General features: G+C 72.5%; 16 protein-coding genes. 15 read left to right on the plus strand and 1 reads right to left on the minus strand.

Annotated features, from left to right (window positions below; translation table 11 throughout):
* Window positions 1-73 precede the first annotated feature (73 nt).
* From ACEZDG_RS15600 to ACEZDG_RS15625, 6 genes are all read left to right on the plus strand, one after another.
* Complete coding sequence (locus ACEZDG_RS15600) at window positions 74-1573, plus strand: MFS transporter (protein ID WP_380508870.1); 1500 nt, start codon at window positions 74-76, stop codon at window positions 1571-1573.
* A gap of 185 nt (window positions 1574-1758) precedes the next feature.
* On the plus strand, window positions 1759-3450 hold the full coding sequence (locus ACEZDG_RS15605) for a sensor histidine kinase (RefSeq protein WP_380508872.1): 1692 nt from the start codon (window positions 1759-1761) through the stop codon (window positions 3448-3450).
* Complete coding sequence (locus ACEZDG_RS15610) at window positions 3447-3848, plus strand: roadblock/LC7 domain-containing protein (RefSeq protein WP_380508875.1); 402 nt, start codon at window positions 3447-3449, stop codon at window positions 3846-3848. The genes ACEZDG_RS15605 and ACEZDG_RS15610 overlap by 4 nt, the downstream gene beginning before the upstream one ends.
* Entirely contained in the window at window positions 3845-4216 is a 372-nt protein-coding gene (locus tag ACEZDG_RS15615; protein ID WP_380508878.1) for a DUF742 domain-containing protein, read from the plus strand. The genes ACEZDG_RS15610 and ACEZDG_RS15615 overlap by 4 nt, the downstream gene beginning before the upstream one ends.
* Window positions 4197-4826, plus strand: coding sequence for a GTP-binding protein (locus ACEZDG_RS15620; RefSeq protein WP_380508881.1), 630 nt, complete (start codon window positions 4197-4199; stop codon window positions 4824-4826). Before ACEZDG_RS15615 ends, ACEZDG_RS15620 begins: the two co-directional genes overlap by 20 nt.
* Complete coding sequence (locus ACEZDG_RS15625; RefSeq protein ID WP_380508884.1) at window positions 4823-6082, plus strand: cytochrome P450; 1260 nt, start codon at window positions 4823-4825, stop codon at window positions 6080-6082. Before ACEZDG_RS15620 ends, ACEZDG_RS15625 begins: the two co-directional genes overlap by 4 nt.
* A 27-nt stretch (window positions 6083-6109) precedes the next feature.
* Here ACEZDG_RS15625 and ACEZDG_RS15630 read toward each other — a convergent pair whose 3' ends face one another.
* Complete coding sequence (locus tag ACEZDG_RS15630; protein ID WP_380508887.1) at window positions 6110-7333, minus strand: cytochrome P450; 1224 nt, start codon at window positions 7331-7333, stop codon at window positions 6110-6112.
* Window positions 7334-7611: 278 nt separating this feature from the next.
* Here ACEZDG_RS15630 and ACEZDG_RS15635 point away from each other — a divergent pair, with 278 nt between their 5' ends.
* The 9 genes from ACEZDG_RS15635 (at window position 7612) to ACEZDG_RS15675 (ending at window position 21322) form a co-directional block, all read left to right on the plus strand.
* Entirely contained in the window at window positions 7612-8025 is a 414-nt protein-coding gene (locus tag ACEZDG_RS15635) for a hypothetical protein (RefSeq protein WP_380508889.1), read from the plus strand.
* Window positions 8022-9011 (plus strand): phosphate ABC transporter permease subunit PstC, encoded by a 990-nt coding sequence (gene pstC, locus ACEZDG_RS15640; RefSeq protein WP_380508892.1) that lies wholly within the window; start codon window positions 8022-8024, stop codon window positions 9009-9011. Before ACEZDG_RS15635 ends, pstC begins: the two co-directional genes overlap by 4 nt.
* Window positions 9008-11830 (plus strand): phosphate ABC transporter permease PstA, encoded by a 2823-nt coding sequence (pstA, locus tag ACEZDG_RS15645; protein ID WP_380508895.1) that lies wholly within the window; start codon window positions 9008-9010, stop codon window positions 11828-11830. Before pstC ends, pstA begins: the two co-directional genes overlap by 4 nt.
* A complete protein-coding gene (locus ACEZDG_RS15650; RefSeq protein ID WP_380508898.1) occupies window positions 11830-14412 on the plus strand; it encodes a hypothetical protein in 2583 nt (860 codons plus the stop codon). Before pstA ends, ACEZDG_RS15650 begins: the two co-directional genes overlap by 1 nt.
* 88 nt (window positions 14413-14500) lie before the next feature.
* Entirely contained in the window at window positions 14501-15490 is a 990-nt protein-coding gene (locus tag ACEZDG_RS15655) for a hypothetical protein (RefSeq protein ID WP_380508901.1), read from the plus strand.
* A gap of 38 nt (window positions 15491-15528) precedes the next feature.
* The gene (locus ACEZDG_RS15660; protein ID WP_380508904.1) at window positions 15529-17115 is read left to right on the plus strand and encodes an Ig-like domain repeat protein; all 1587 of its coding nucleotides are present in this window, start codon (window positions 15529-15531) and stop codon (window positions 17113-17115) included.
* 102 nt (window positions 17116-17217) lie between these two features.
* The gene (locus ACEZDG_RS15665; RefSeq protein WP_380508906.1) at window positions 17218-19515 is read left to right on the plus strand and encodes a hypothetical protein; all 2298 of its coding nucleotides are present in this window, start codon (window positions 17218-17220) and stop codon (window positions 19513-19515) included.
* Window positions 19512-20456 carry a sortase gene (locus tag ACEZDG_RS15670; protein WP_380508909.1) on the plus strand — a complete coding sequence of 315 codons (945 nt, stop codon included), beginning with the start codon at window positions 19512-19514 and terminating at the stop codon, window positions 20454-20456. The genes ACEZDG_RS15665 and ACEZDG_RS15670 overlap by 4 nt, the downstream gene beginning before the upstream one ends.
* A gap of 29 nt (window positions 20457-20485) precedes the next feature.
* A complete protein-coding gene (locus ACEZDG_RS15675; protein WP_380508912.1) occupies window positions 20486-21322 on the plus strand; it encodes a phosphate ABC transporter ATP-binding protein in 837 nt (278 codons plus the stop codon).
* The last annotated feature ends 65 nt before the right edge of the window (window positions 21323-21387 follow it).

Raw genomic sequence — 21387 nt, forward strand, 5'->3', positions numbered from 1 at the left:
GACGGAAGCTGTCCTACATGCCGCCTAGGGTCGGGGACGTCCGGCACACAGCCCCGTCTGGAAGGCAGTTCTCATGACCACTCAGGAGACCCTCGACCCGCGCCGCTGGCTGGCGCTGGCCGTGGTGATGACCGCGAGCCTGATGGACATGGTCGACGTGACCATCGTCAACATCGCCGTCCCCAGCATCCAACGGGACACCGGGGCCTCGTTCGGCGCGGTGCAGTGGATCACCGCCGGCTATGCGCTGACCTTCGCGATCGGGCTGATCACCGGCGGCCGGCTCGGCGACATCTTCGGCCGCAAGCGGCTGTTCCTGCTCGGCATCGGCGGCTTCACCCTGGCCTCCGCCCTCTGCGGCTTCGCCGCGAACCCGGACATGCTGGTCGCCACCCGGATGCTGCAGGGCGCGGCGGCGGCGCTGATGGTGCCGCAGGTGCTGGCGATCATCCACACCACCTTCCCGGCCGAGGAGCGGGGCCGGGTGTTCGGGATGTTCGGCGCGATGATCGGCGTGGGTGCGGTCGGCGGCCCGATCTTCGGGGCGCTGCTGACCCAGTGGAACCTGTTCGGTCTGGAGTGGCGGCCGATCTTCCTGATCAACCTGCCGCTGGGGATCGCCGGCCTGGTCCTGGGCTTCCGCTACATCACCGAGTCCCGGGCGCCGAAGGCACTGCGGCTCGACCTCGGCGGAGTGGCGCTGGCCAGTGCCGCACTGCTGATGCTGCTCTACCCGCTGATGCAGGGCCGGCAGTCCGGCTGGCCGCTGTGGGGCTTCCTGTCGATGGCGGCGAGTGTTCCGACGGGCTGGCTGTTCGTCCGGTACGAGCGGGCCAAGGGCCGCCGGGACGGGTCGCCGCTGGTGGAGCTGTCGCTGTTCCGGGTGAAGAGCTTCGCGGCCGGGATCGGGGTGCAGCTGGCACACGGTGTGCTCTGCGGCATCTTCTTCCTGGTCTGGACCCTGTACATGCAACTCGGCCTGGGCTGGAGCCCGTTGCACGCCGGGCTGACCGGAGTGCCGTTCGCGGTGGGGGTGTCGGGCGCGGCGGGCCTGTCGGTGCAGCTGCTGGTGCCCCGGTTCGGACGGAAGGTGCTGCAGGCCGGTGCGCTGGTGATGGCCGCGGGCGTGCTGCTCTACCTGGCCGAGGTCCAGCGCTACGGCGGCGGCATCCACTCCTGGCAGATGGTCCTGCCGCTGCTGGTGATGGGCGCGGGCATGGGCCTGATCGTGGCCCCGCTGACCGACCTGGTGCTGTCCGAGGTGCCCAGGGAGCACGCGGGCTCGGCCTCCGGCCTGATCAACACCACCATGCAGCTGGGCGCGGCGCTGGGGATGGGCCTGGTCTCGGTGTCCTTCCTCGACCCGGTGGCGCACGGGATGCGGACCGGACGGCCGACCCCCGAGGTCTTCGGCGGAGCGTTCAGCGACTCGCTGTGGTGGGTGGCGGCCGGGCTGCTGCTGGCCTTCGGCCTGATGTTCGCGCTCCCGCGGAAGCCCGCCGCGACGGAGCTGCCCGACCCGGCGGTCGAACCCGCGCAGGCCGACCGGCCCGTACCGGCACTGACGGGGTGATTCGCATACCATCCAGGACGGCGCTGCCCCAACTCGTGGGCGGCGCCGTTTTGTTGCGAAATCAATCTTCACGGAATATTGCTGATGTCCTGTCAAGTTAAGGCCAATACGGGCGTTTTCATTGGGTAGGGTGGGGCGGGCGTGGTCATACGATATTCCCGTACCTGGCACGAGGACTTGCCTGTATGTCTGTCCAGTTACCCCCGTTGACGCGGATCGTCCTGCTCCCCCTGGCCGCCGCGGCGGCTGTCGGCGGCGTCACCGCCTGGGCCGCCCTGCGGACTTCCGGCGCCGACCGGAACGCCCTGATCGGCCTCGGCGCGGCGGCTGCCGTGCTGCTGTACGCGACGCTGGCGCTCGCCGCCGCCCGTACCCGGGCGAACCGGGCCGCGAAGCTCAGGGCCGAGGCGATCCGCGCGGAGGCCGGGGAGGCGCTGGCCCGGCAGGCCGAGGCGGTCCGGCAGGCCGGCACCGAGGCCGAGGCCTCGCGCCGGGCCGCCTGGGACGCGGAGACGCTGCGCCAGGCCGCCGCCGAGTCCGAGGCCCTGCTCCGCTCCGCGCTCGACGTGGAGGCCGCCAGGAGCGCGGCACTGCAGGCGGAGATCCGGCAGCTGGAGGCCGAACTCGACCAGTACGAGTCCCAGGCCGAGCAGTTGGCGCTGCAGATCGTCCCGCAGGCGGTCAAGTCGCTGCGCCACGGCGGCTCGGCGGCCACCGTGCTGGCGCAGGCCCCGGCCGGGCTGGCCGGGGCGCACCTCACCGTGCTGCGGACCCTGGTGCAGGAGGTCGGCAGCAGCGAACGCATGCGCGCCTCCGCGATGGCCGCCTGCGCCAACGCCGCCGGACGGGTCCAGGCGCTCGCCACCGGCATGCTGGCCGACCTGCGCGAGATGGAGAACCGGCACGGCGAGGAGGTGCTCGGCGACCTGCTCCAGCTCGACCACGGCACCGCCCAGGCCGGACGGCTCGCGGACAGCATCGCGGTGCTGACCGGGGCCCGCTCCGGACGCCGCTGGACCAAGCCGATCGTGATGGAGAGCGTGCTGCGCGGCGCGATGGGCCGGATCAGCGCCTACCAGCGGATCCGGCTGCACTCGGCCAGCACCGTCTCCATCGCCGGCTACGCGGCCGAGGGCGTGATGCACGCGCTGGCCGAGCTGATGGACAACGCCACCACCTTCTCGCCGCCGACCGAGGAGGTGCACGTCTACGTCCAGGAGATGCACTCCGGCGTGGTGGTCACCATCGAGGACGGCGGCCTGGTGATGCCGGCCGCGACGCTGGCCCGGGCCGAGCAGCTGGTCTCCGCCGAGCCGCTGGACCTGATGACCCTGTCCGGCACCCGGCTGGGGCTCGCCGTGGTGGGCTGCCTGGCCCGCAAGCACGGGCTGACGGTGTCCTTCCGGCCGTCCTCCCGGGGCGGGACCGGCGTGGTGGTGCTGATCCCGCCGCAGCTGGTGACCCGTCCTCAGGAACGCGCGGCGCTCCCCGCGCCGGAGCAGGACCCGTCGGGCGGGCAGCCTGCGGCGGCGCTGCCGGCCGGCGGCGGCGCTCGGCGCGCGACGCCCGGCCCCGGCGCGGCCGATCCGGCCGGGGCCGCGGCAGCGGGGACCCCGGAGCGCGGGGCAGCCGCAGGGTCCGGGGCCGCGGGCCCCGGGGAGGCCGAGCCCGCGCTCGCCGTGCCCGGCGCGGCCGGGGCGGTCGCCCCCGGGGAACTGCCGAAGCGTCCGCGCGGGCAGACCCTGGCCGCCGCCCAGGCCGCCCGTCCGGCCCCCGCTCCCGAGCCTCCGCCCGCCCGGCCCGACGCCGGAGCCCGCTTCGCCGCCTTCCAGGCCGCCACCCGGACACCACACGGACAGGACACCGACGAACGATGAGCACTTCCGACCGCAGTCTCGACTGGCTGCTGGAGAACCTGCTGGAGAAGACCCCCGGCGCACGGCACGCCCTGGTGCTCTCGCGCGACGGTCTGAAGCTGTGCCTCAGCTCCGGCCTCTCGGTCGACCAGGCCGACCAGCTGTCCGCCATCGCCTCCGGCATCCAGAGCCTGTCGCACGGCGCGTCCATCGAGTTCGGGGACGGCACCGGCGGGGTCCGGCAGTCGATGACCGAGTTCCACGGCGGCATCCTCTTCATCGTGGAGGCCGGGGTGGGCGCGCATCTGGCGCTGATCGCCGAGGGCGACGCCGACGCCGGGGTGATCGGCCACAACATGAGCGAGCTGGTCGAGCAGATCGGCGGGTATCTGCGGGCCGAACCGAGGCTGCACGCATGATCCGCCGCCCGGTCGACACCGGCGATCCCGATCGCCTCTACACCGTCACCGGCGGCCGGACCCGGTCCTACGAGCGCTCCTTCGACCTGGTTACGCTGATCGTCCGGGAGAGCGCCCCGGCGATCGGGATGCAGTCCGAGCACGTGCGGATCCTGGAGCTGTCCGAGCGCCCGGTGGCCGTGGTGGAGCTGGCCTCGCTGCTGGACCTGCCGGTCGGCGTGGTGAAGATCCTGCTCTGCGACCTGCTCGACTCGGGCCGGATCACCGCCCGCCACCCGCAGACCCGGAACGGCCGCGGGCGCGGGAGCCACCAGCTGCCACCGCCCGACACTCTGAAGAAGGTACTCGTTGGCCTCCGGAACCTCTGAGCCCCGCCCCGCCGGCCACCGCGCGGCGGTCAGCCGCCCGCTGCGGGACACCGCCAGCGAAGGGCTCAAGATCGTCGTCGTCGGCGGCTTCGGCGTGGGCAAGACCACCCTGGTCGGCTCGGTCAGCGAGATCCGCCCGCTGAGCACCGAGGAGGTGATGACCCAGGCCGGCGTGGGCATCGACGACAGCGCGGGGGTCCGCACCAAGACCACCACCACGGTCGCCTTCGACTTCGGCCGGATCACCCTCGACGACGAGATGGTGCTCTACCTGTTCGGCGCCCCCGGCCAGGAGCGGTTCTGGTTCCTCTGGGACCGGCTGTTCGCCGGCACCCTGGGCGCGGTCGTGCTGGTCGACACCCGGCGGCTGGCCGACTCCTGGTACGCCATCGACCGGCTGGAGCAGCACGGCCTGCCCTTCGTGGTCGCCCGCAACAACTTCGACGAACCGGACCACTCGCTGGAGCAGGTCCGCGAGGCGCTGTCGCTCAGCCCCGGAGTGCCGCTGATCGACTGCGACGCCAGGAAGAAGGAGTCCAGCAGGGACGTCCTGATCGCCCTGGTCAACCATCTGCACGCGCTCTCCCTCTCCCAGGAGCCGATCCAGTGACGACCCATCAGGACGCCCCGCCCGAGTGCCCCGCGCACGATCCGAGCCAGGACGCCCGCGGGCCCGGCGGCGTCATGCGGATGCACTCGCCGGTGTTCCAGAGCGACCCCGCCGAGCTGTACCGGGCGCTGCGGCGCGAGCACGGCCCGGTCGCGCCGATCCTGCTGGACGGCGACATCCCGGCCTGGCTGGTGCTCGGCTACCGCGAGGTCCACTACGTCACCACCAACTCGGAGCTGTTCGCCCGGGACTCCCGGCGCTGGCACGCCTGGGACCGGATCCCCTCCGACTGGCCGCTGCTGCCCTATGTCTTCCACACCCCCTCGGTGCTGTTCACCGAGGGCGCGGAGCACCAGCGCCGGGCCGGGGCGATCACCGATGTGCTGTCCCAGGTGGACCAGTTCGAGCTGCGGGCGACCGCGGAGAAGGTCGCCGACGAGCTGGTCGACGGCTTCGCCGGCAGCGGGCGGGCCGAGCTGATGGCCGACTTCGCCTCCCAGGTGCCGCTACGGGTGATGGCCGGCCTCTTCGGCCTGTCCCCGGACGAGACCACGGCGCTGGAGCAGGACATGACCGACTCGCTGGACGACAGCCCGGAGGCGATCCAGGCCTATATGCGGATCCACGCCGCCATGTCCCGGCTGCTGGAGCGCGGACGCGAGAACCCCGGCCCCGACGTGGCCTCGCGGATGCTGGCGCACCCGGCGGGCCTGGAGGAGGAGGGGATCATCCAGGACATGATCTCGATCATCGCGGCGGGCCAGCAGCCCACGTCCAACTGGATCGGCAACACGCTGCGGCTGATGCTCACCGACGACCGCTTCGCGGTCACCCTGTCCGGCGGGCGGCGCAGCGTCGGCCAGGCGCTCAACGAGGTTCTGTGGGCGGACACCCCGACCCAGAACTTCATCGGCCGCTGGGCGGCCAGGGACACCCTGCTGGCCGGCCGCCGGATCAGCAAGGGCGACTGCCTGGTGCTGGGCCTGGCGGCGGCGAACACCGACCCCGAGGTGCAGCCGGACTTCAGCGCGGGCTCGGTCGGCAACCAGGCCCATCTGTCCTTCAGCCACGGCGAGCACCGCTGCCCGGTGCCGGCCCCGGAGATGGCCGAGGTGATCGCCCGGGCGGCGGTCGAGGTGCTGCTCGACCGCCTGCCCGATGTGATGCTGACCGTGCCGGCCGCCGAGGTGCACTGGCGGCCCTCGATCTGGATGCGGGGCCCGGTGGCCCTACCGGTGGACTTCACCTCGATCTGAGGTCCGCCCGGTCGGCGCGGTCTCGGTCTAGGCCGGGGTGAAGATCACGTGCAGGGCGCCGGGACCGCGGGTGAACAGCCCCTGCTCCTCCGGGACGATGTCGCCGGCCAGGGCCAGGTCGGGGAGCGCGTCCAGCAGTTGGTTGACGCCCACCTCGATCTCGGCCTTGGCCAGCAGCGCGCCGACGCAGAAGTGCCGGCCGAGTGCGAAGGCCAGGTGGTCGGCGGCGGCGGAGAAGGCGTTCGCGGTGGTGAGGTCCTCGCGCAGGACGTCGAAGCGGTCCGGGTCGGCGTAGCGCTCGGCGTCCCGGTTGGCCGCGCCGATCAGGCAGGTGACGGTCTTTCCGGCCTCGATGGTGCCGCCGCTGACGGTGACGTCCTGGTTCGGCTGACGCATGATCATGTGCACCGGCGGGGTGAACCGCAGGGTCTCCGCGAAGGCGGCCGGGATCAGGCCGCGGTCGGCCCGGACCGCGGCCAGCTGCTCCGGGTTGGCCAGCAGGTTGCGGAAGACCCCGGCTATCGCCTTGTCGGTGGTCTCGCCGCCGGCCGCGAGCAGCAGGCTGACGAAGGCCTTCACGTCCTCGTCGCTCATCGACTCACCGTCGATCTCGGCGGTCACCAGGGTGGACAGCAGGTCGTCGCCGGGGTTGGCGCGGCGCTCCTGGATCACCGGGATCATATAGGCGGCGAGTTCCTCCCTGGTACGCAGGCCGCGCTCGTTGACCTCGGGGTCCTGGGTGAGGTTGCCGAGGAAGTCGATGATCGAGGTGTACCAGCCGTGGAAGCGCTGGTGGTCCTCGCGCGGCAGCCCGAGCATGTCGACGATGACGTTGATCGGGAACCAGGTGGCGAACTGGGCGACCAGGTCGGCGCTGCCGTCCTTGCGGAAGGCGTCGATCAGCTCGGCCGCGTTGCGCTCGATGATCGGCAGGAACTTCTCCTGCAGCTCCTTGCCGCGGAAGGCGGGGGCGACCAGGGCCCGGCGCACCGAGTGCTCCCGGCCGCCCATCGAGAGGATGGTGCGGCCGTGCACCGGCTCGATCTGCCAGTCGTAGTTGTCGCTGGTGAAGACCGGATCCTTGAAGGCCCGCTCGACATCCTGGTAGCGGGACACGATGTAGCTCTGCATGCCCTCGTGCCAGATCAGCGGGAACTGCTCGCGCATGGTCCGGTACGAGGCGTAAGGGTCGGCGGCGAACTCCGGCGAGAGAATGTCCGGTGCTGCGGCGGCCTGCGGGGCAGTGGTCACGGTTGCTCCTCAGTTGGCGTCAACTGATCGAAAACAGTACAGAGTTGACGATGTCCTGGCGAAGGGCGAGTTTCGGCCGCCAGGACAGCCTGTGATTTTGGCAAGGTCCCGGCAAAGCCTGACGGGGTGTCGTCCACATCTCCCGAACACGACCAATGCCTCCCGTTCACCCGCTCCGTGTCCGGCGTTCTTACAACTGTGTCTGCGAGTCCGTGTGAGGACAGGACCGTCTCTTTCGGCCACTGGCATTCCAGCGGCGGGCAGAAAAGGGGCGGGGAATGGGGCAGGCGAGGTTCCTCATCGTCACAAGACCGGCCAGGAGCGGCACCGGCCGGGGTGAGCCGTACACGGCGTGGCGGCTGCTGAGCGCCAACAACCGGGAACTCGGCCGGGGGCTGGCCGACTTCCGGGACGAGGAGTCCTGCCGGCAGGCCGTGCTCCGGCTCAGGACGGACCTGGACCGGGCCGTGGCGGTGATGCGCAGGGACCAGCCCACCTCGATGTGGGGCTGGCGGCTGGACGTGGACGGGCGGCCGGTGGCGCTCTCCGCCCGCTCCTACCGCAGGCAGCGGGAGTGCCTCTACAACCTGGCCCAGTTCCGGGCCGGGGTGCTCGGGGTCGACCCGGCGCAGGTCGTGCCGCACCTGGTCCGGGCCGCCGTGCGGGACCGCACCGAACTGGCGGGCGCATGAGCGCCCCGGCCGACACCCGGCGCAGGATCAACGCCAACCCCGGGCTCGCGGACCGGCTGTTCCTGATCGGCGCCCGCGGCAGCGGCGCCCTGGTGCTCGCGGTGATGCTCGCGGTCGGCGGCTTCCTCGCCTTCAAGGGGCTCACCGCGCTGAAGGTCGGCGGCCTGCCCTTCTTCACCACCGCGGACTGGCAGCCGGACGGCCGCCGGGGCAACTTCGGCATCGCCGCGGTGCTGATCGGCACGGTGCTGGTCGGACTGGTCGCGGTCTCCTTCGCGCTGCCGATGGCGCTCGGCATGGCGCTCTACATCTCCGAGTACGCGCCGCAGCGGATCAAGCAGACGCTGATCAGCCTGGTCGACCTGATGGCCGCGGTGCCCAGCGTGATCTACGGGCTGTGGGGCTTCTTCTTCCTGGAGCAGTACATGACCGGCCTGGCCCGGTGGCTCTCCACCTACTTCGGCTGGATCCCCCTGTTCACCGTGACCGGGGTCGACCCGCACGACCCGCTGGCCCCGGTCGCCACCTACACCTCGTCCACCTTCATCGCCGGGACCGTGGTGGCCTTCATGATCACGCCGATCATGTGCTCGGTGATGCGGGAGGTCTTCGGGCAGGCCCCGCCGGGCGAGCGGGAGGGCTCGTACGCGCTGGGGTCCACCCGCTGGGGGATGATCCGCACCGTGGTGCTGCCGTACGGGCGCGGCGGGATCATCGGCGGGACGATGCTCGGCCTCGGCCGGGCGCTGGGCGAGACCATCACCGTCTACATGATCATCTCCATGGTCTTCCAGGTCCAGCCGCACATCCTGCAGAGCGGTGCCAGCACCGTGTCCGCGCTGATCGCGCTGCACTACGGGGACTCCTCGGACTTCGGCATCTCGGCGCTGATGGCCGCGGGCCTCGCCCTCTTCCTGATGACCCTGGCCGTCAACTTCGCGGCCTCAGCGGTGGTCGCCCGCAGCCGTTCCGGAGCGAGCACATGAGCGCACCCACCGAGATCCCGGCCCAGACGCCGACCACCACACTGCCGGTGCGCGTCCCGGCGCCGCCCGGCGGCGAGCGGCCCAGGCGCGTCCTCGGCGCGCGGCGGGCGGCCGACACCTACGCGGTGCTCGGCGCGGTGGCCGGGTCGCTCGGCCTGACCGCGGTGCTCTTCAACTACCTGACCCCGCTCAGCGGCCCGCTCGGCTTCGTCCTCACCGCCTGGGCCCTGTTCCTGCTGCTGTACGGGCTCCTGGTGGCCCAGGACGAGAACGGCCTGGCGGTGCGCGACCGGCTGGCCGCGGCGGTGATCCACAGCCTGGCCGGGCTGGTGCTGACGGCGCTGGCCATCGTGGTCGGCTACACCCTCTACAAGGGCTGGTCGGCGCTGCCGCACGGCAACTTCTACACCCAGGACATGGGCCGTGCGAGCTCGCTGACCCCGCTGAGCGTCGGCGGGGTGACCCATGCCCTGGTCGGCACGCTGGAGCAGATCGCCACCGCACTGCTGATCACGGTGCCGCTGGGGGTCAGCTGCGCGGTGTTCCTGACCGAGGTGCCCGGCGGCTACGCCCGCTTCGTCCGGACCATCGTGGAGGCGATGACCGCGCTGCCGTCGATCCTGGCCGGACTGTTCGTCTGGGCCGTCATCCTGATCCTGCACCAGCAGCAGAGCGGCTTCGCGGCCGGGTGCGCGCTCTCGGTGATGATGCTGCCGATCATCATCAGGGCCTCGGACGTGGTGCTCCGGCTGGTCCCCGCCTCGCTCAAGGAGGCGTCGTACGCGCTCGGTTCGAGCCGGCTGCGGACGGTCTGGCAGGTGGTGCTGCCGACCGCCCGCTCCGGCCTGGCCACGGCGGTGATCCTGGGCACCGCCCGCGGGGTCGGCGAGACCTCGCCGGTGCTGCTCACCGCCGGCTACAGCAAGGTGATGAACGCGGACCTGTTCCACGGGGCCCAGACCTCGCTGCCGCTGCTGGTGTTCACCCTGGTCCGGCTGCCCTCCGAGCGGCAGATCGCCCGCGGCTTCGGCGCCGCCGCCGTGCTGCTGGTCGTGGTGGCGACCCTGTTCGTCATCGCCAGAGTCCTCGGCGGACGCGGCTCGGGACAGCTGACCCAGCGTCAGCAGCGGCGCAGGGAAGCCGCTTCGGCGGCGACCGCCCGGCGCTTCCGGACCCCGCCGGCCGCCGCTCCCGCTGCCCTCTCCGTACTCCCCCAGAGCAAGGACCCCCAGGTGCGCCGCCGTCTCCGTTCCTTCCTGCACCGCGGGGCCGCGCTGCTCGCGGCCCTGCTGGTGCTGACCGCCGGCCTGCTGATCGGCGGCACGCCCCCGGCCCGGGCCGCCGGCTCCGGCTACGTCCCCATCTCCGGCGCGGGCTCCACCTGGAGCAGCAACGCGATGGACGCCTGGACCAGCGACGTGCTGGCGAACGGGATGCGGGTCAACTTCAGCGCCACCGGCTCCTCGGACGGCCGGGCCAAGTACAAGAACCGCGCGGTGGACTTCGCGGTCTCCGAGATCCCCTACGGCATCACCGACCAGGGCGTCCCCGACAACGCCCCGGACGACCCCTTCGCGTACATGCCGATCGTGGCCGGCGGCACCTCGTTCATGTACAACCTCACCATCAAGGGCCACCGGGTGACCAACCTGCGGCTCTCCGGCGACGTGATCGCCAAGATCTTCACCGGCGTCATCGCCAAGTGGAACGACCCGGCGATCAAGGCCGACAACCCGGGGCTCGCCCTGCCGCCGGTGCCGATCGTCCCGGTGGTCCGCTCCGACGGCTCCGGCACCACGGCGCAGCTGACCACCTGGATGAGCCAGCGCGAGGAGCCGGTCTGGGACGCCTTCTGCACGAAGACGAAGCACACCCAGCCGCCCTGCGGAGTGACCTCCTTCTACCCGACCACCTCCAAGTTCATCGCGCTGAACGGCTCCACCGGGGTCTCCGGCTTCGTCTCGCAGCAGCACAACGCGGGCTCGATCACCTATGTCGAGTACTCCTACGCCAAACTCACCGGCTTCCCGGTGGTGAAGATGCTCAACGCCGACCACTACTACGTGGAACCGACCCCGTACAACGTGGCGGTGGCGCTGACCAAGGCCCAGATCAACCCGAACCTCACCCAGAACCTCAGCGGGGTGTACGACAACCCGGACCCGCGGGCCTACCCGCTGTCCAGCTACAGCTACATGATCCTGCCGGTTGACCGGATCCCGGCCGACTCCCACTTCACCACCGACAAGGGCAGGACGCTGGGCGCCTTCGCCTACTACTTCCTCTGCAAGGGGCAGTCGGAGGCCCCCGACCTGGGGTACTCCCCCCTGCCCAAGAACCTGGTGGTGGCGGCGCTGGCGGTGGTCGGCCGGATCCCCGGGGTGCAGAAGCAGAACATCGCCCTGTCCGGCTGCGACAACCCGACCTTCTCGGCCAACGGCGACGGCAGCAACCGGCTGGCGCAGCTGGCGCCGTACCCGTCCCCCTGCGACAAGCAGGGCGCCACCGCGGAGTGCAGCACCGGCACCGGCGGGGCGACGAGGACCAGCACCGAGGTCAGCGGGACCAAGGCGCCCAGCGCCGCCCCGACCGGCACCGGTGACAGCTCCGCCGTCGGCGCCGATCCGGTCCAGGTCGGCGGCAGTGCCACCGGCGGTGACGGCGGCGATGTGAGCGCCGACCCGGTGTCCATCGCCGCCACCTCGGGCAGCGGACTGCAGCACTCGCTGATGGCGCTGGCCGGGCTGCTGCTCGGCTCGGTCGTGATCCTGCCGCCGGTGGTCGCCCGCCGCGCCGCCCGCCGCAAGGGGGAGAACTGATGCCGATACCCTCCCGGGCCCTGCGCACCGCGCTGGGGGCCACCCTCCTGGTCGCCGTGACCGCCGGGATCCTGTCCTCGGGGCAGCACCAGGACCCCGCCGCGGTCGCGGCCGGGTCGCCGACCGCGAGTCCCAGCGTCCAGGTCGACCCGGTCACCGGCAGCCCGGTGGGGATCGACCCCACCGGGCCGGTGGCCCCCGGCAGCAGTTCGGCCGCCCCCGGCGGGGCAGCCACGCCCAGCGCGACCGCCACCGCCACGACGGTGGCCACCCTGCCCGGACGGCCGACCCCGGCCAAGCCCACCGGCTCCGACCTCGACCCGGTCACCGTGCACGGCTACGGCGACTTCACCGGACTCGCGGTGACGGTGCACCAGACCACGGACCTGGTGGACCAGTCGGTCAACGTCACCTGGACCGGCGGGCAGCAGACGCTGCCCATGCCCGGCACCTTCGGGCAGAACTACCTGCAGCTGATGGAGTGCTGGGGGGACGCCGCCGCCGGGCCCGACCGGACCCAGTGCCAGTACGGCAGCTACAACGGCGACAACCGGGGCGGCGCCTACGTCGGCACCCGCCAGCTCAACTACGCCAGCCTGGTCGACCCCAAGGAGACCATCAAGCAGGCGAAGGGGCAGACCGGCAATGTGTATGTGCCGTTCCACAGCGTGCGCGGAACCGTCGACAGCAACGGCACCAGCACGGCGTTCGACCTGAGCTCCACCAACGAGGTGCCGTTCGCGCCGACCAGGACCGACGGCACCGGGCAGGCGTACTTCGAGACCGAGACCAACGAGGAGGCCCCGGGCCTCGGTTGCGGCGCCGTTCCCGACAATCTGAGGACCACGCCCAAGGAGGGGCGGAAGTGCTGGCTGGTGATCGTGCCGCGCGGCCTGACCGAGGTCGACGGCAGCATCCCGCTCGGCGACAAGCTGGTGTCCTCGCCGCTGTCCGCCAGTAACTGGGCCAACCGCCTGGTGGTGCCGCTGCACTACTCGCCGCTGGGCTACGCCTGCCCGATCAACGCCGCCGACCTGCACACCTACGGCACCGAGATGGCCAAGGAGGCGATGATCCGCTGGGCCCCGGTGCTGTGCCAGAACACCGGCTCCAACTTCCGCTACACCAAGGTCGACGACAACATCGCCCGGGCCAAGCTCAACGCCGGCGACGACCCGGGGCTGGTCTTCGTCTCCGACCCGACCCCGACCGGCCAGGTGGCCCCCGGACGCAACCCGGTGTACGCGCCGATCGGCCTCTCCGGGGTGACCATCGCCTTCGACATCGAGAGCCAGTCCTCCGGCCGGGCGCCCACCGACGTGCAGGAGCGCAACGGCCGGCGGATCACCCAGCTCAACCTCACCCCGCGGCTGGTGGCCAAGCTGCTGACCCAGTCCTACCGCTACGGGACCGACTACCAGGACCCCGATCCGGTGCTCGCCCACAACGCCCTCGACCTGACCACGGACCAGGACTTCCTGCAGTACAACCCGCAGTTCAAGGCGTTGTACTTCGGCTCCCGGATCTACGACATCGAGGTGCCGCTGGGCCAGTCCGACGTCGCCCGGCGGCTGTGGGCCTGGGTCGAGGCCGACCCCGACGCCCGGGCCTTCCTGAGCGGCAAGAAGGACACGTGGGGGATGCAGGTCAACCCCAACTACCGGGTCCCCAAGGCGATGAGCCTGCCCAGGGACGACTTCCCGAAGAGCGACCCGTACTGCGTGCCCTACCCCGCGGACAGCAGCGGCAAGATCCCCAAGCTGTGCACCCTGGACGCCCACCCGTACGCCAACGACATGCACGACTCGGCGCGCTCCGCCTCGCGCGGGGACAACCTGTCCCACACCGTCTGGGACAACACGGTCGTCCCGCCGGCCTTCACCAAGGGGGCCGCCCAGGCGGCCGGGCTGCGCGGCATCCTCGCCGTCACCGACACCCCCACCGCCATCCGCTACGGCCTCGACACCGCCAGCCTGCTGAACGGGGCGGGGCGGTTCGTCGCCCCCAGCACCGCTTCGATGCTGGCCGGCGCCGCCGCGATGACCACGGTCAAGGGCAGCACCGCGCAGACGCTCGCCCCGACCGCCAAGGGCAGGACCGTCTATCCGCTCACCATGCTGACCTACGCCGCCACCGCGCCGGCCTCGCTGCCCCGCTCCGAGGCCGAGCAGTACGCCTCGCTGATCGACTACGCCGTCGGCAGGGGCCAGACGCTGGGCTTCGACTCCGGAAAGCTCAGCCTGGGCTACGTCCCGCTGCCGCAGAAGCTGCGGACCCAGGCCCTGGCGGCGGCGAAGACCATGGTGGCGAACTCGATGAAGCCCCCGGTGAAGGCCGGGCCCACCCACGCGGCGCCGAGTTCCGGCGGCGGCCACGACAGCGCCCCGGCCCCGACCGCGACGCCGGCCCGCCAGGTGGTCACCGTGGCCCCGACCGCACCGTCGTCGGCGCGCATCGTGCGGACCGCGGCGACACCGGTCGGCGCGGCCCACTACCTGCTGGTCGGCCTGCTCGGCGCCGGGGCCGCCGCCGCCCTGGCCGGGCCGCTGCTGCCCAGGTACCTGCGCCGGAAACGCCGTTAGGGCGGAACCGGCCCCACAGACATTCCCTTACCCCGTCCGGAACCCTCCGGCCGTGATGAGTGCCACCGTCGAAAGGGATCCACCCACCATGAACACCTCGCTCAAACTCCTGGCCGGCGCCGCCGGTATCGGCCTGCTGGCCTTCGGCGCCGGCACGGCGCAGGCCGACCCGTCCGGCACCCCGGCCGGCAACACCCGCCCGCTGATCGGTGTCGGCTCCGACACCACCCAGGGCGTCATGAACGCCCTTTCCAACGCGGTCACCGTGAACGGTGTGAAGGTCATCTCCTCCTGGGACGCGACCGGTTCGGCGACCATCGCCACCACGACCGGCGCCGGCTGCCAGTCCGTGGCCCGCCCGAACGGCTCCGGCGCCGGCCGCACCACGCTGCTCACCGAGCTCAACACCACCAACTGCGTCAACTTCTCCCGCTCGTCCAGCCTCAACCTGGCCCAGGCCGCCCCCGGCCTGACCTACGTCCCGTTCGCGATCGACGCGGTCACCTACGCGATCGCCCCGAACAGCTCGCTGCCGCGCTCGATGACCCTGGCCGACCTGCACGGCATCTACACCTGCGACCCCAACTACGTGGGCAACCCGCCCTACGACGTGCACCCGCTGCTGCCGCAGGCCGGCTCCGGCACCCGCTCCTTCTGGGAGACCACGGTCGGCATCACCGAGGCCGACGTGGTGGCCAACAAGTACCCCTGCGTCAAGGACACCTCGGCCGGCAAGCCGATCGAGGAGCACGACGGCCGGGTGCTGAACCCGACCTCGATCGTCCCCTTCTCCATCGCCCAGTTCATCGCCCAGGGCTCCGGCACCCTCGCCGACCTGCGCGGCACCGCCGTGCTCGGCAGCATCAACGGCACCCCGTCGCTGCTGCTCAACACCGGCTCCGCGGCCACCCGCGAGGTCTACAACGTGATCCCGACCAGCAAGGTCGCCACCAGCCCGTTCAGCGACGTGTTCGTCGGCGCGACCTCCGGGATCTGCAAGCAGTCGACGCTGATCAAGTCCTACGGCTTCGGCATCGACCCGAACTGCGGCTCCACCGCCTCCGCCACCACCGGCTGACCTGCTCCCACCCACCACTGCAGAAGGCGAGTCCCACCGTGTCAACGAACCACCTGCCGCGGCGCATCGCGCTCGGCACGGCCACCTTCCTGGCCTCCGGAGCGATGGTCCTGTCCGGCGTCACCGCCGCCCACGCCGACGACTTCCCGGTCGGCACCCTGTCGTTCACCCCCGCCACCGGGTTCGACAACAGCACCATGAACATCGTCTCGTCGGGCCCCTGCACCACCGGCACCAACCTGATCGCCAGCGTGACCGGCCAGGGCTTCCCGGACAGCGGCTACAACGTCCTCGGCAACTCGCCGACCACGACCTTCTCGCAGAACGACACCGGCGGCTACATCGTCCCGCTGTTCGACACCATGCAGACGTTCGCCAAGAACAACAGCATCACCGCGCTCTCCGGCAAGTACACCTTCACCCTCGCCTGCCGCAACGCGTTCGGCGCGGCGACCTTCGACAGCTTCACCGGGTCGATCTGGTTCACCACCCCGACCACCTACGTCTCCCAGGACCCGAGCGGCCCGACCGTCACCGCGACCAGCACCACCCTCTCGGTCGCCCCCGGCGGCTCGGCCGGCGCCGGCTCCGCGGTCACGCTGACCGCCGCGGTCTCCCCGGACGCCCCCGGCACGGTCCAGTTCCTGGACGGCACCACCCCGCTGGGCACGGTCCCCGTCGCGGCCGGCGCCGCGAGCCTCAGCGTCTCGAACCTGGCCGTCGGCGCGCACCAGCTCCGCGCCGTGTTCACGTCCAGCAGCACCACCTTCAGCGGCTCCAACTCGGCAGCCACCCCCTACACCATCAGCCCGGCGGGCTCCGTGGCCACCAGCACCTCGCTGATCGCCACCCCCAGCGGCTCGGCCGCCGCGGGCAGCAGCGTCACCCTCACCTCGACCACCACCCCGGCCGCCGCGGCGGGCTCGGTGACCTTCACCGACGCCAACACCGGCACCGTCCTGGGCACCCAGACGGTCTCCGGCGGCAGCGCCTCGCTCACGGTCAGCACCCTGGCCGAGGGCAGCCACAACCTGACCGCCTCGTTCACCCCGGCCGACGCCACCGCGTACCAGGCGTCCGTCTCGGTGGCCGTCCCCTTCACCGTCACCCCCGCGGGCGGCGGCAACCCGGGCACGCCGAACTCCGGCACCGAGAACATCAACACCACGGTCGCCGCCGGCGCCCTGGCCCTCAGCGTGGCCGGCTCCAATGTGAACCTGCCCCCGCTGACGCTCAACTCCACCAGCACCCTGTTCGCGGCGGCCGGTCCGATCCAGACCGTCACCGTCACCGACACCCGCGCGGGCGCCCCCGGCTGGGCCCTCAGCGGCCAGGTCGCGGACTTCACCTCCAGCGCGGGCACCATCAGCGCCCAGAACCTCGGCTGGGCGCCCAACCTGGTCAACAAGGGCGACGGCGTCAAGGTCGCCCTGGGCGGGACGGTGGCCCCGGCCAACGGTGTCGCCTCGAGCGACGGCGGCGCGCTGGGCCTCAAGTCCTCGCGCACCCTGGCCACCGCCACCGGCCTGGGCACCGCGCAGATCGGCGCCGACCTCTCCCTGGTCGCCCCGACCTCCACGGTCGCCGGCGCGTACACCGGCGTGCTGACCCTGACCGTGATGTAACACCGCGTCAGTTCTGGTTCCCCTGCGGCGTGGTGGACTGCCGCGTCGCAGGGGGGCTGCCGCCCCCTGCCACTCCGTGCTGCTGTGAAGGACGAGTCCGCGATGAGAAGCCCCGTACCGCTCCGGCCCCGCAGGGGGCCTGCCGCGCTGGTCGCGGCGCTGCTGATCGGCCTCCTCGGCGCGGCGGCCCCCACCGCGACAGCCGCGCCCCCGCCGGGCGCGGTGCAGGGCGCGGTTTCTGGCGCGGCGCATGCCGCGGTGCAGGGCGCGGTGCCCGCCGCGGTGCCGGGCGCGGTGCCGGGCGCGGTGCCCGCCGCGGGGAAGCAGCAGCAGACCTTCGGCATCCAGCCCGCCTCCGCGACCGCGCCCGACAGCCGCAGCGCCTACACCTACATCGGCACCCCGGGCGCGCAGGTCAAGGACCACGTCGCGGTCTGGAACTACGGCGACCAGCCACTGAGCCTCACCCTGTACGCGGCCGACGCCTTCAACACCGACACCGGCGGCTACGACGTGCTGCCCGCGGGCAAGCCGTCCACCGACGTCGGCGCCTGGGTGCACCTGGCCACTGCGACCGTCACCCTCCCGCCCCGCTCCCGGCAGATCGTGCCCTTCACCCTGGCCATCCCCGCCGACGCCGGCCCCGGCGACCACTCCGGCGGCATCGTGCTGGCGCTGCGGCGGCAGACCGTGGACGCCAAGGGCAACGCGGTCGCCGTCGACCAGCGGGTCGGCGCGCGGATCCACCTCCGGGTCCCCGGCGCGCTGCGCCCCGCGCTCACCATCGAGTCCGTCCGCACCACGTACCGCGGCACGCTCAACCCGATCAGCGACGGCAGCGCCACCACCAGCTACACCGTCCGCAACACCGGCAACATCCGGCTCGGCGGACGGCAGGCGGTACGGGTCAGGAACGCCCTCGGGAACGTGGTCACCGCCAAGGGCCCGGCCGCGCTCACCGAGTTGCTGCCGGGCAACAGCGCGACGTACACGGTGACCGTCGGCGGGGTCTTCCCCGCACTGTGGCAGACCGCCTCCATCACCATCGACCCGCTGGCCCTGCCCGGCGACATCGACCCGGCGCTGCCGAGCGCGACCCGGAGTGTGCAGTACCCGACGATCCCGTGGACCCTGCTGGCGATCCTGCTGGTGCTGCTGCTCGCGGGCGGGGCCCGGTTCCGCCGGGCCCGCCGCGGGCGCCGCGGCGCGGCGGGCGGCGGTGGCGGCGCGACGCCGGGCCGGCCGGTCCCGCCGACCCCGGCCCCGGCCCCGGCGGTCGCGGTCGCGCCCACGGGCAGCGGGGGGAACGGCGACGGAGCGACGGGGGTGCCGGTGCCCGTGCCGGTCGCGGCGCCGGTGCCGGGGCCCGTGCCTGTGCCTGCGCCTGCGCCTGCGCCTGGTGGCGTGACGGTGCCCGTACCTGTGCCTGTGTCAGGTGCCGTGCCGGAAACCGTATCTGTGCTGGTGGCGGACGCCGCAGCCGTGCCGGTCGCTGTGCCGGTGCCCGTGCCTGTGCCGGGTGGCGCAACGGTGCCGGGCCCGACGCCGGCCCCCGGCCCGGTGCCCGCCTCGGAGCCTGCGACGGCCGCGGCGACGCCCACCGTGGAGCTGAGGAAGGCCGGTACGGCGGCCCTCGCGCTGCTGCTGCTCGGCGGCCTCGCTCTCGGCGGCCTCGCCGCCACCGCGCCCCGCGCCTACGCGGATCCGACCACCCGGCCCGCCCCAGGTGCGAGCAACTCCGGCGCGGCCGGAACGCTCGCGTTCGACTACGCCACCGGGCACTTGAACGACGCCGTCGACGTCCTCACCTCCGGCCCGTGCCCCCATGCCGACGACTCGCTGATGGCCTCGTTCTCCGGCGAGGGCTTCCCGGCCGGCGGCGCCACCGTGGTCGGGCTCTCACCCGCGTCGATCTACCCGGTCGCCGCCAACGGCGGCTACGTCGTCCCGCTCGGCAACACCCCCGCCACCATCGCCCAGCAGAACGGCGTCACCAGGCTGCACGGCCGCTACACCGTGGACGTGTACTGCAAGGGCCGCTTCCTCGCGGCCCACTACCGGGACTTCCGCGGCACGCTGACCTTCGCCGCCGACGGCACCTGGAAGGCCGCGGGCACACCCGCGACCGTCCTGATCCACGGCAACTCGGCGACCCCGGCGCCGGTCCCGCCGGCCGCCCCCTCCCTGAACGCCCCGAACCAGACCGCGGCGGCCTCCGCGAGCAGCGGCGGCATCCCCTCGGACTCGATCGCGGCGCTGTTCGGCGGCGGCGGGCTGCTGGCCCTGCTCGGCGTGTCGTACCTGCGCCGGCAGCGGGCCCGGGTCAAGGAGATCAGGTCCTCCGCCGGCAGTGCCAACGGCACCGTCGGCCCCCTCGACAAGGAGGCCGTGAAGCGATGACCCTCACCGCCGCACCCCCGCCGCCGGTCCAGCCGGTCCCGGCCCCGACCGTCCCCCCGCCGCCGTCCCGTCCCGGGCCCAGCCCGTCCCGCGGCCTGGACGCCGCCGGGGTGTACGGGGCGGCGCTGAGCATCGTCGCCGCCCTGGTCCTCGGCCTGCTGGTGGACATCGGCCCGATCGGCGACCTGCGGCACGCCAGGGACCGGGAGACCGGCTACGCCGCCCTGCGCCTCGACCTCGCCGACGGCACCGCCCCGGTCGGCCAGACCGATACGAACGGCACACTGCTCCAACTCGGCCGCCCGGTGGCGCTGTTGCGGGTCCCCCAGCTGGGGCTGCGCGAGGTGGTGCGGGAGGGCACCACCTCCGGAGTGCTGGAGCAGGGTCCGGGCCACCGCCGGGACACCCCGATGCCGGGCCAGGCCGGCACCAGCGTGCTGATGGGACGTCAGTCCGGCTTCGGCGGCCCGTTCGGGCACATCGGCGAGCTGCGCCCGGCGGAGACCTTCTCGCTGGTGACCGGGCAGGGCACGCAGACCTACCGGGTCCTGGACGTCCGGCGGGCCGGCGACCCGGTCCCGGTCGCGCCCGCCCCCGGCAAGGGCCGGATGGTCCTGATCACCGCCTCCGGTCCGGCCTTTATGCCCACCGGCACGCTCATGGTCGACGCCGACCTGATCAGCACCGTGCGCCCGGCCCCGAACCGGCCGCTGGGCGCCGACAGCATCAGCCGGGCGGAGGGGCTGATGCGGACCGACCCGTCCGCCTGGACCGCCCTGGTGCTCTGGGGCGAGGGGCTGCTGCTGGCCGCCGTACTGCTGGCGCTGGCCCGGGTCCGCTGGGGCCGCTGGCAGGCGTGGATCGTCGGCGTCCCGGTGCTGCTCGCGCTGGGCCTGGCCGTCTCCGACCAGGTCGCCCGGCTGCTCCCGAACCTGATCTGACCACCCGTCTCCGTCCGAAGGGCCGTCCCATGTCTGTCACCGAGAACTCCGCGGCCACCGTCGCGCTGCCCGTGGTGCGCCCCGGCGGCGTCCCCGGCGGTCTTGAGGCCAGGGAGGTGTCGGCCTGGTTCGGCGAGCACAAGGTGCTGGAGCAGGTCTCGCTCGACATGCCGGCCGGCCAGGTCACCTCGCTGATCGGCCCGTCCGGCTGCGGCAAGTCCACCTTCCTGCGCATCCTCAACCGGATGCACGAGCTGATCCCCGGCGCCGCGCTGGCCGGTGAGGTGCTGCTGGACGGGGCCGACGTCTACGCCCCCGACCGGCGGCTCACCGACGCCAGGCGGCGGATCGGCATGGTGTTCCAGAAGCCCAACCCCTTCCCCGCCATGTCCGTCTACGACAACGTCACCGCCGGGCTGAAGCTCACCGGCGTGAGGGTGTCCCGCTCCGAACGGGACCGGCTGGTCGAGGAGTGCCTGACCAAGGCCGGTCTGTGGAACGAGGTGCGGGACCGGCTGCGGCAGCCCGGCGGCGCCCTGTCCGGCGGCCAGCAGCAACGGCTCTGCATCGCCCGCTCGCTGGCGGTCCGGCCGCAGGTGCTGCTGATGGACGAGCCCTGCTCGGCCCTGGACCCGACCTCGACCCGCCGGATCGAGGAGACCATCCGGGAGCTGGTGTCCGAGGTGACCATCGTCATCGTCACCCACAACATGCAGCAGGCGGCCCGGGTCTCGGACCGCTGCGCCTTCTTCCTGGCCTCCCCCGGCGTCCCGGGCGGAATCGTGGAGTACGGACCCACCCCGGCGATGTTCGGATCCCCGCAGGACCCCCGCACCGCCGACTACGTCCACGGCCGTTTCGGCTGATTTCTACGAAGTGTCTGTCAGTTCCCAGGACGTCACAGGGGGTTTCGCGGGAGACTCTTACCATT

It is taken from the genome of Streptacidiphilus alkalitolerans (genome assembly GCF_042511045.1).
GTDB classification, from domain to species: Bacteria; Actinomycetota; Actinomycetes; order Streptomycetales; family Streptomycetaceae; genus Streptacidiphilus; species Streptacidiphilus alkalitolerans.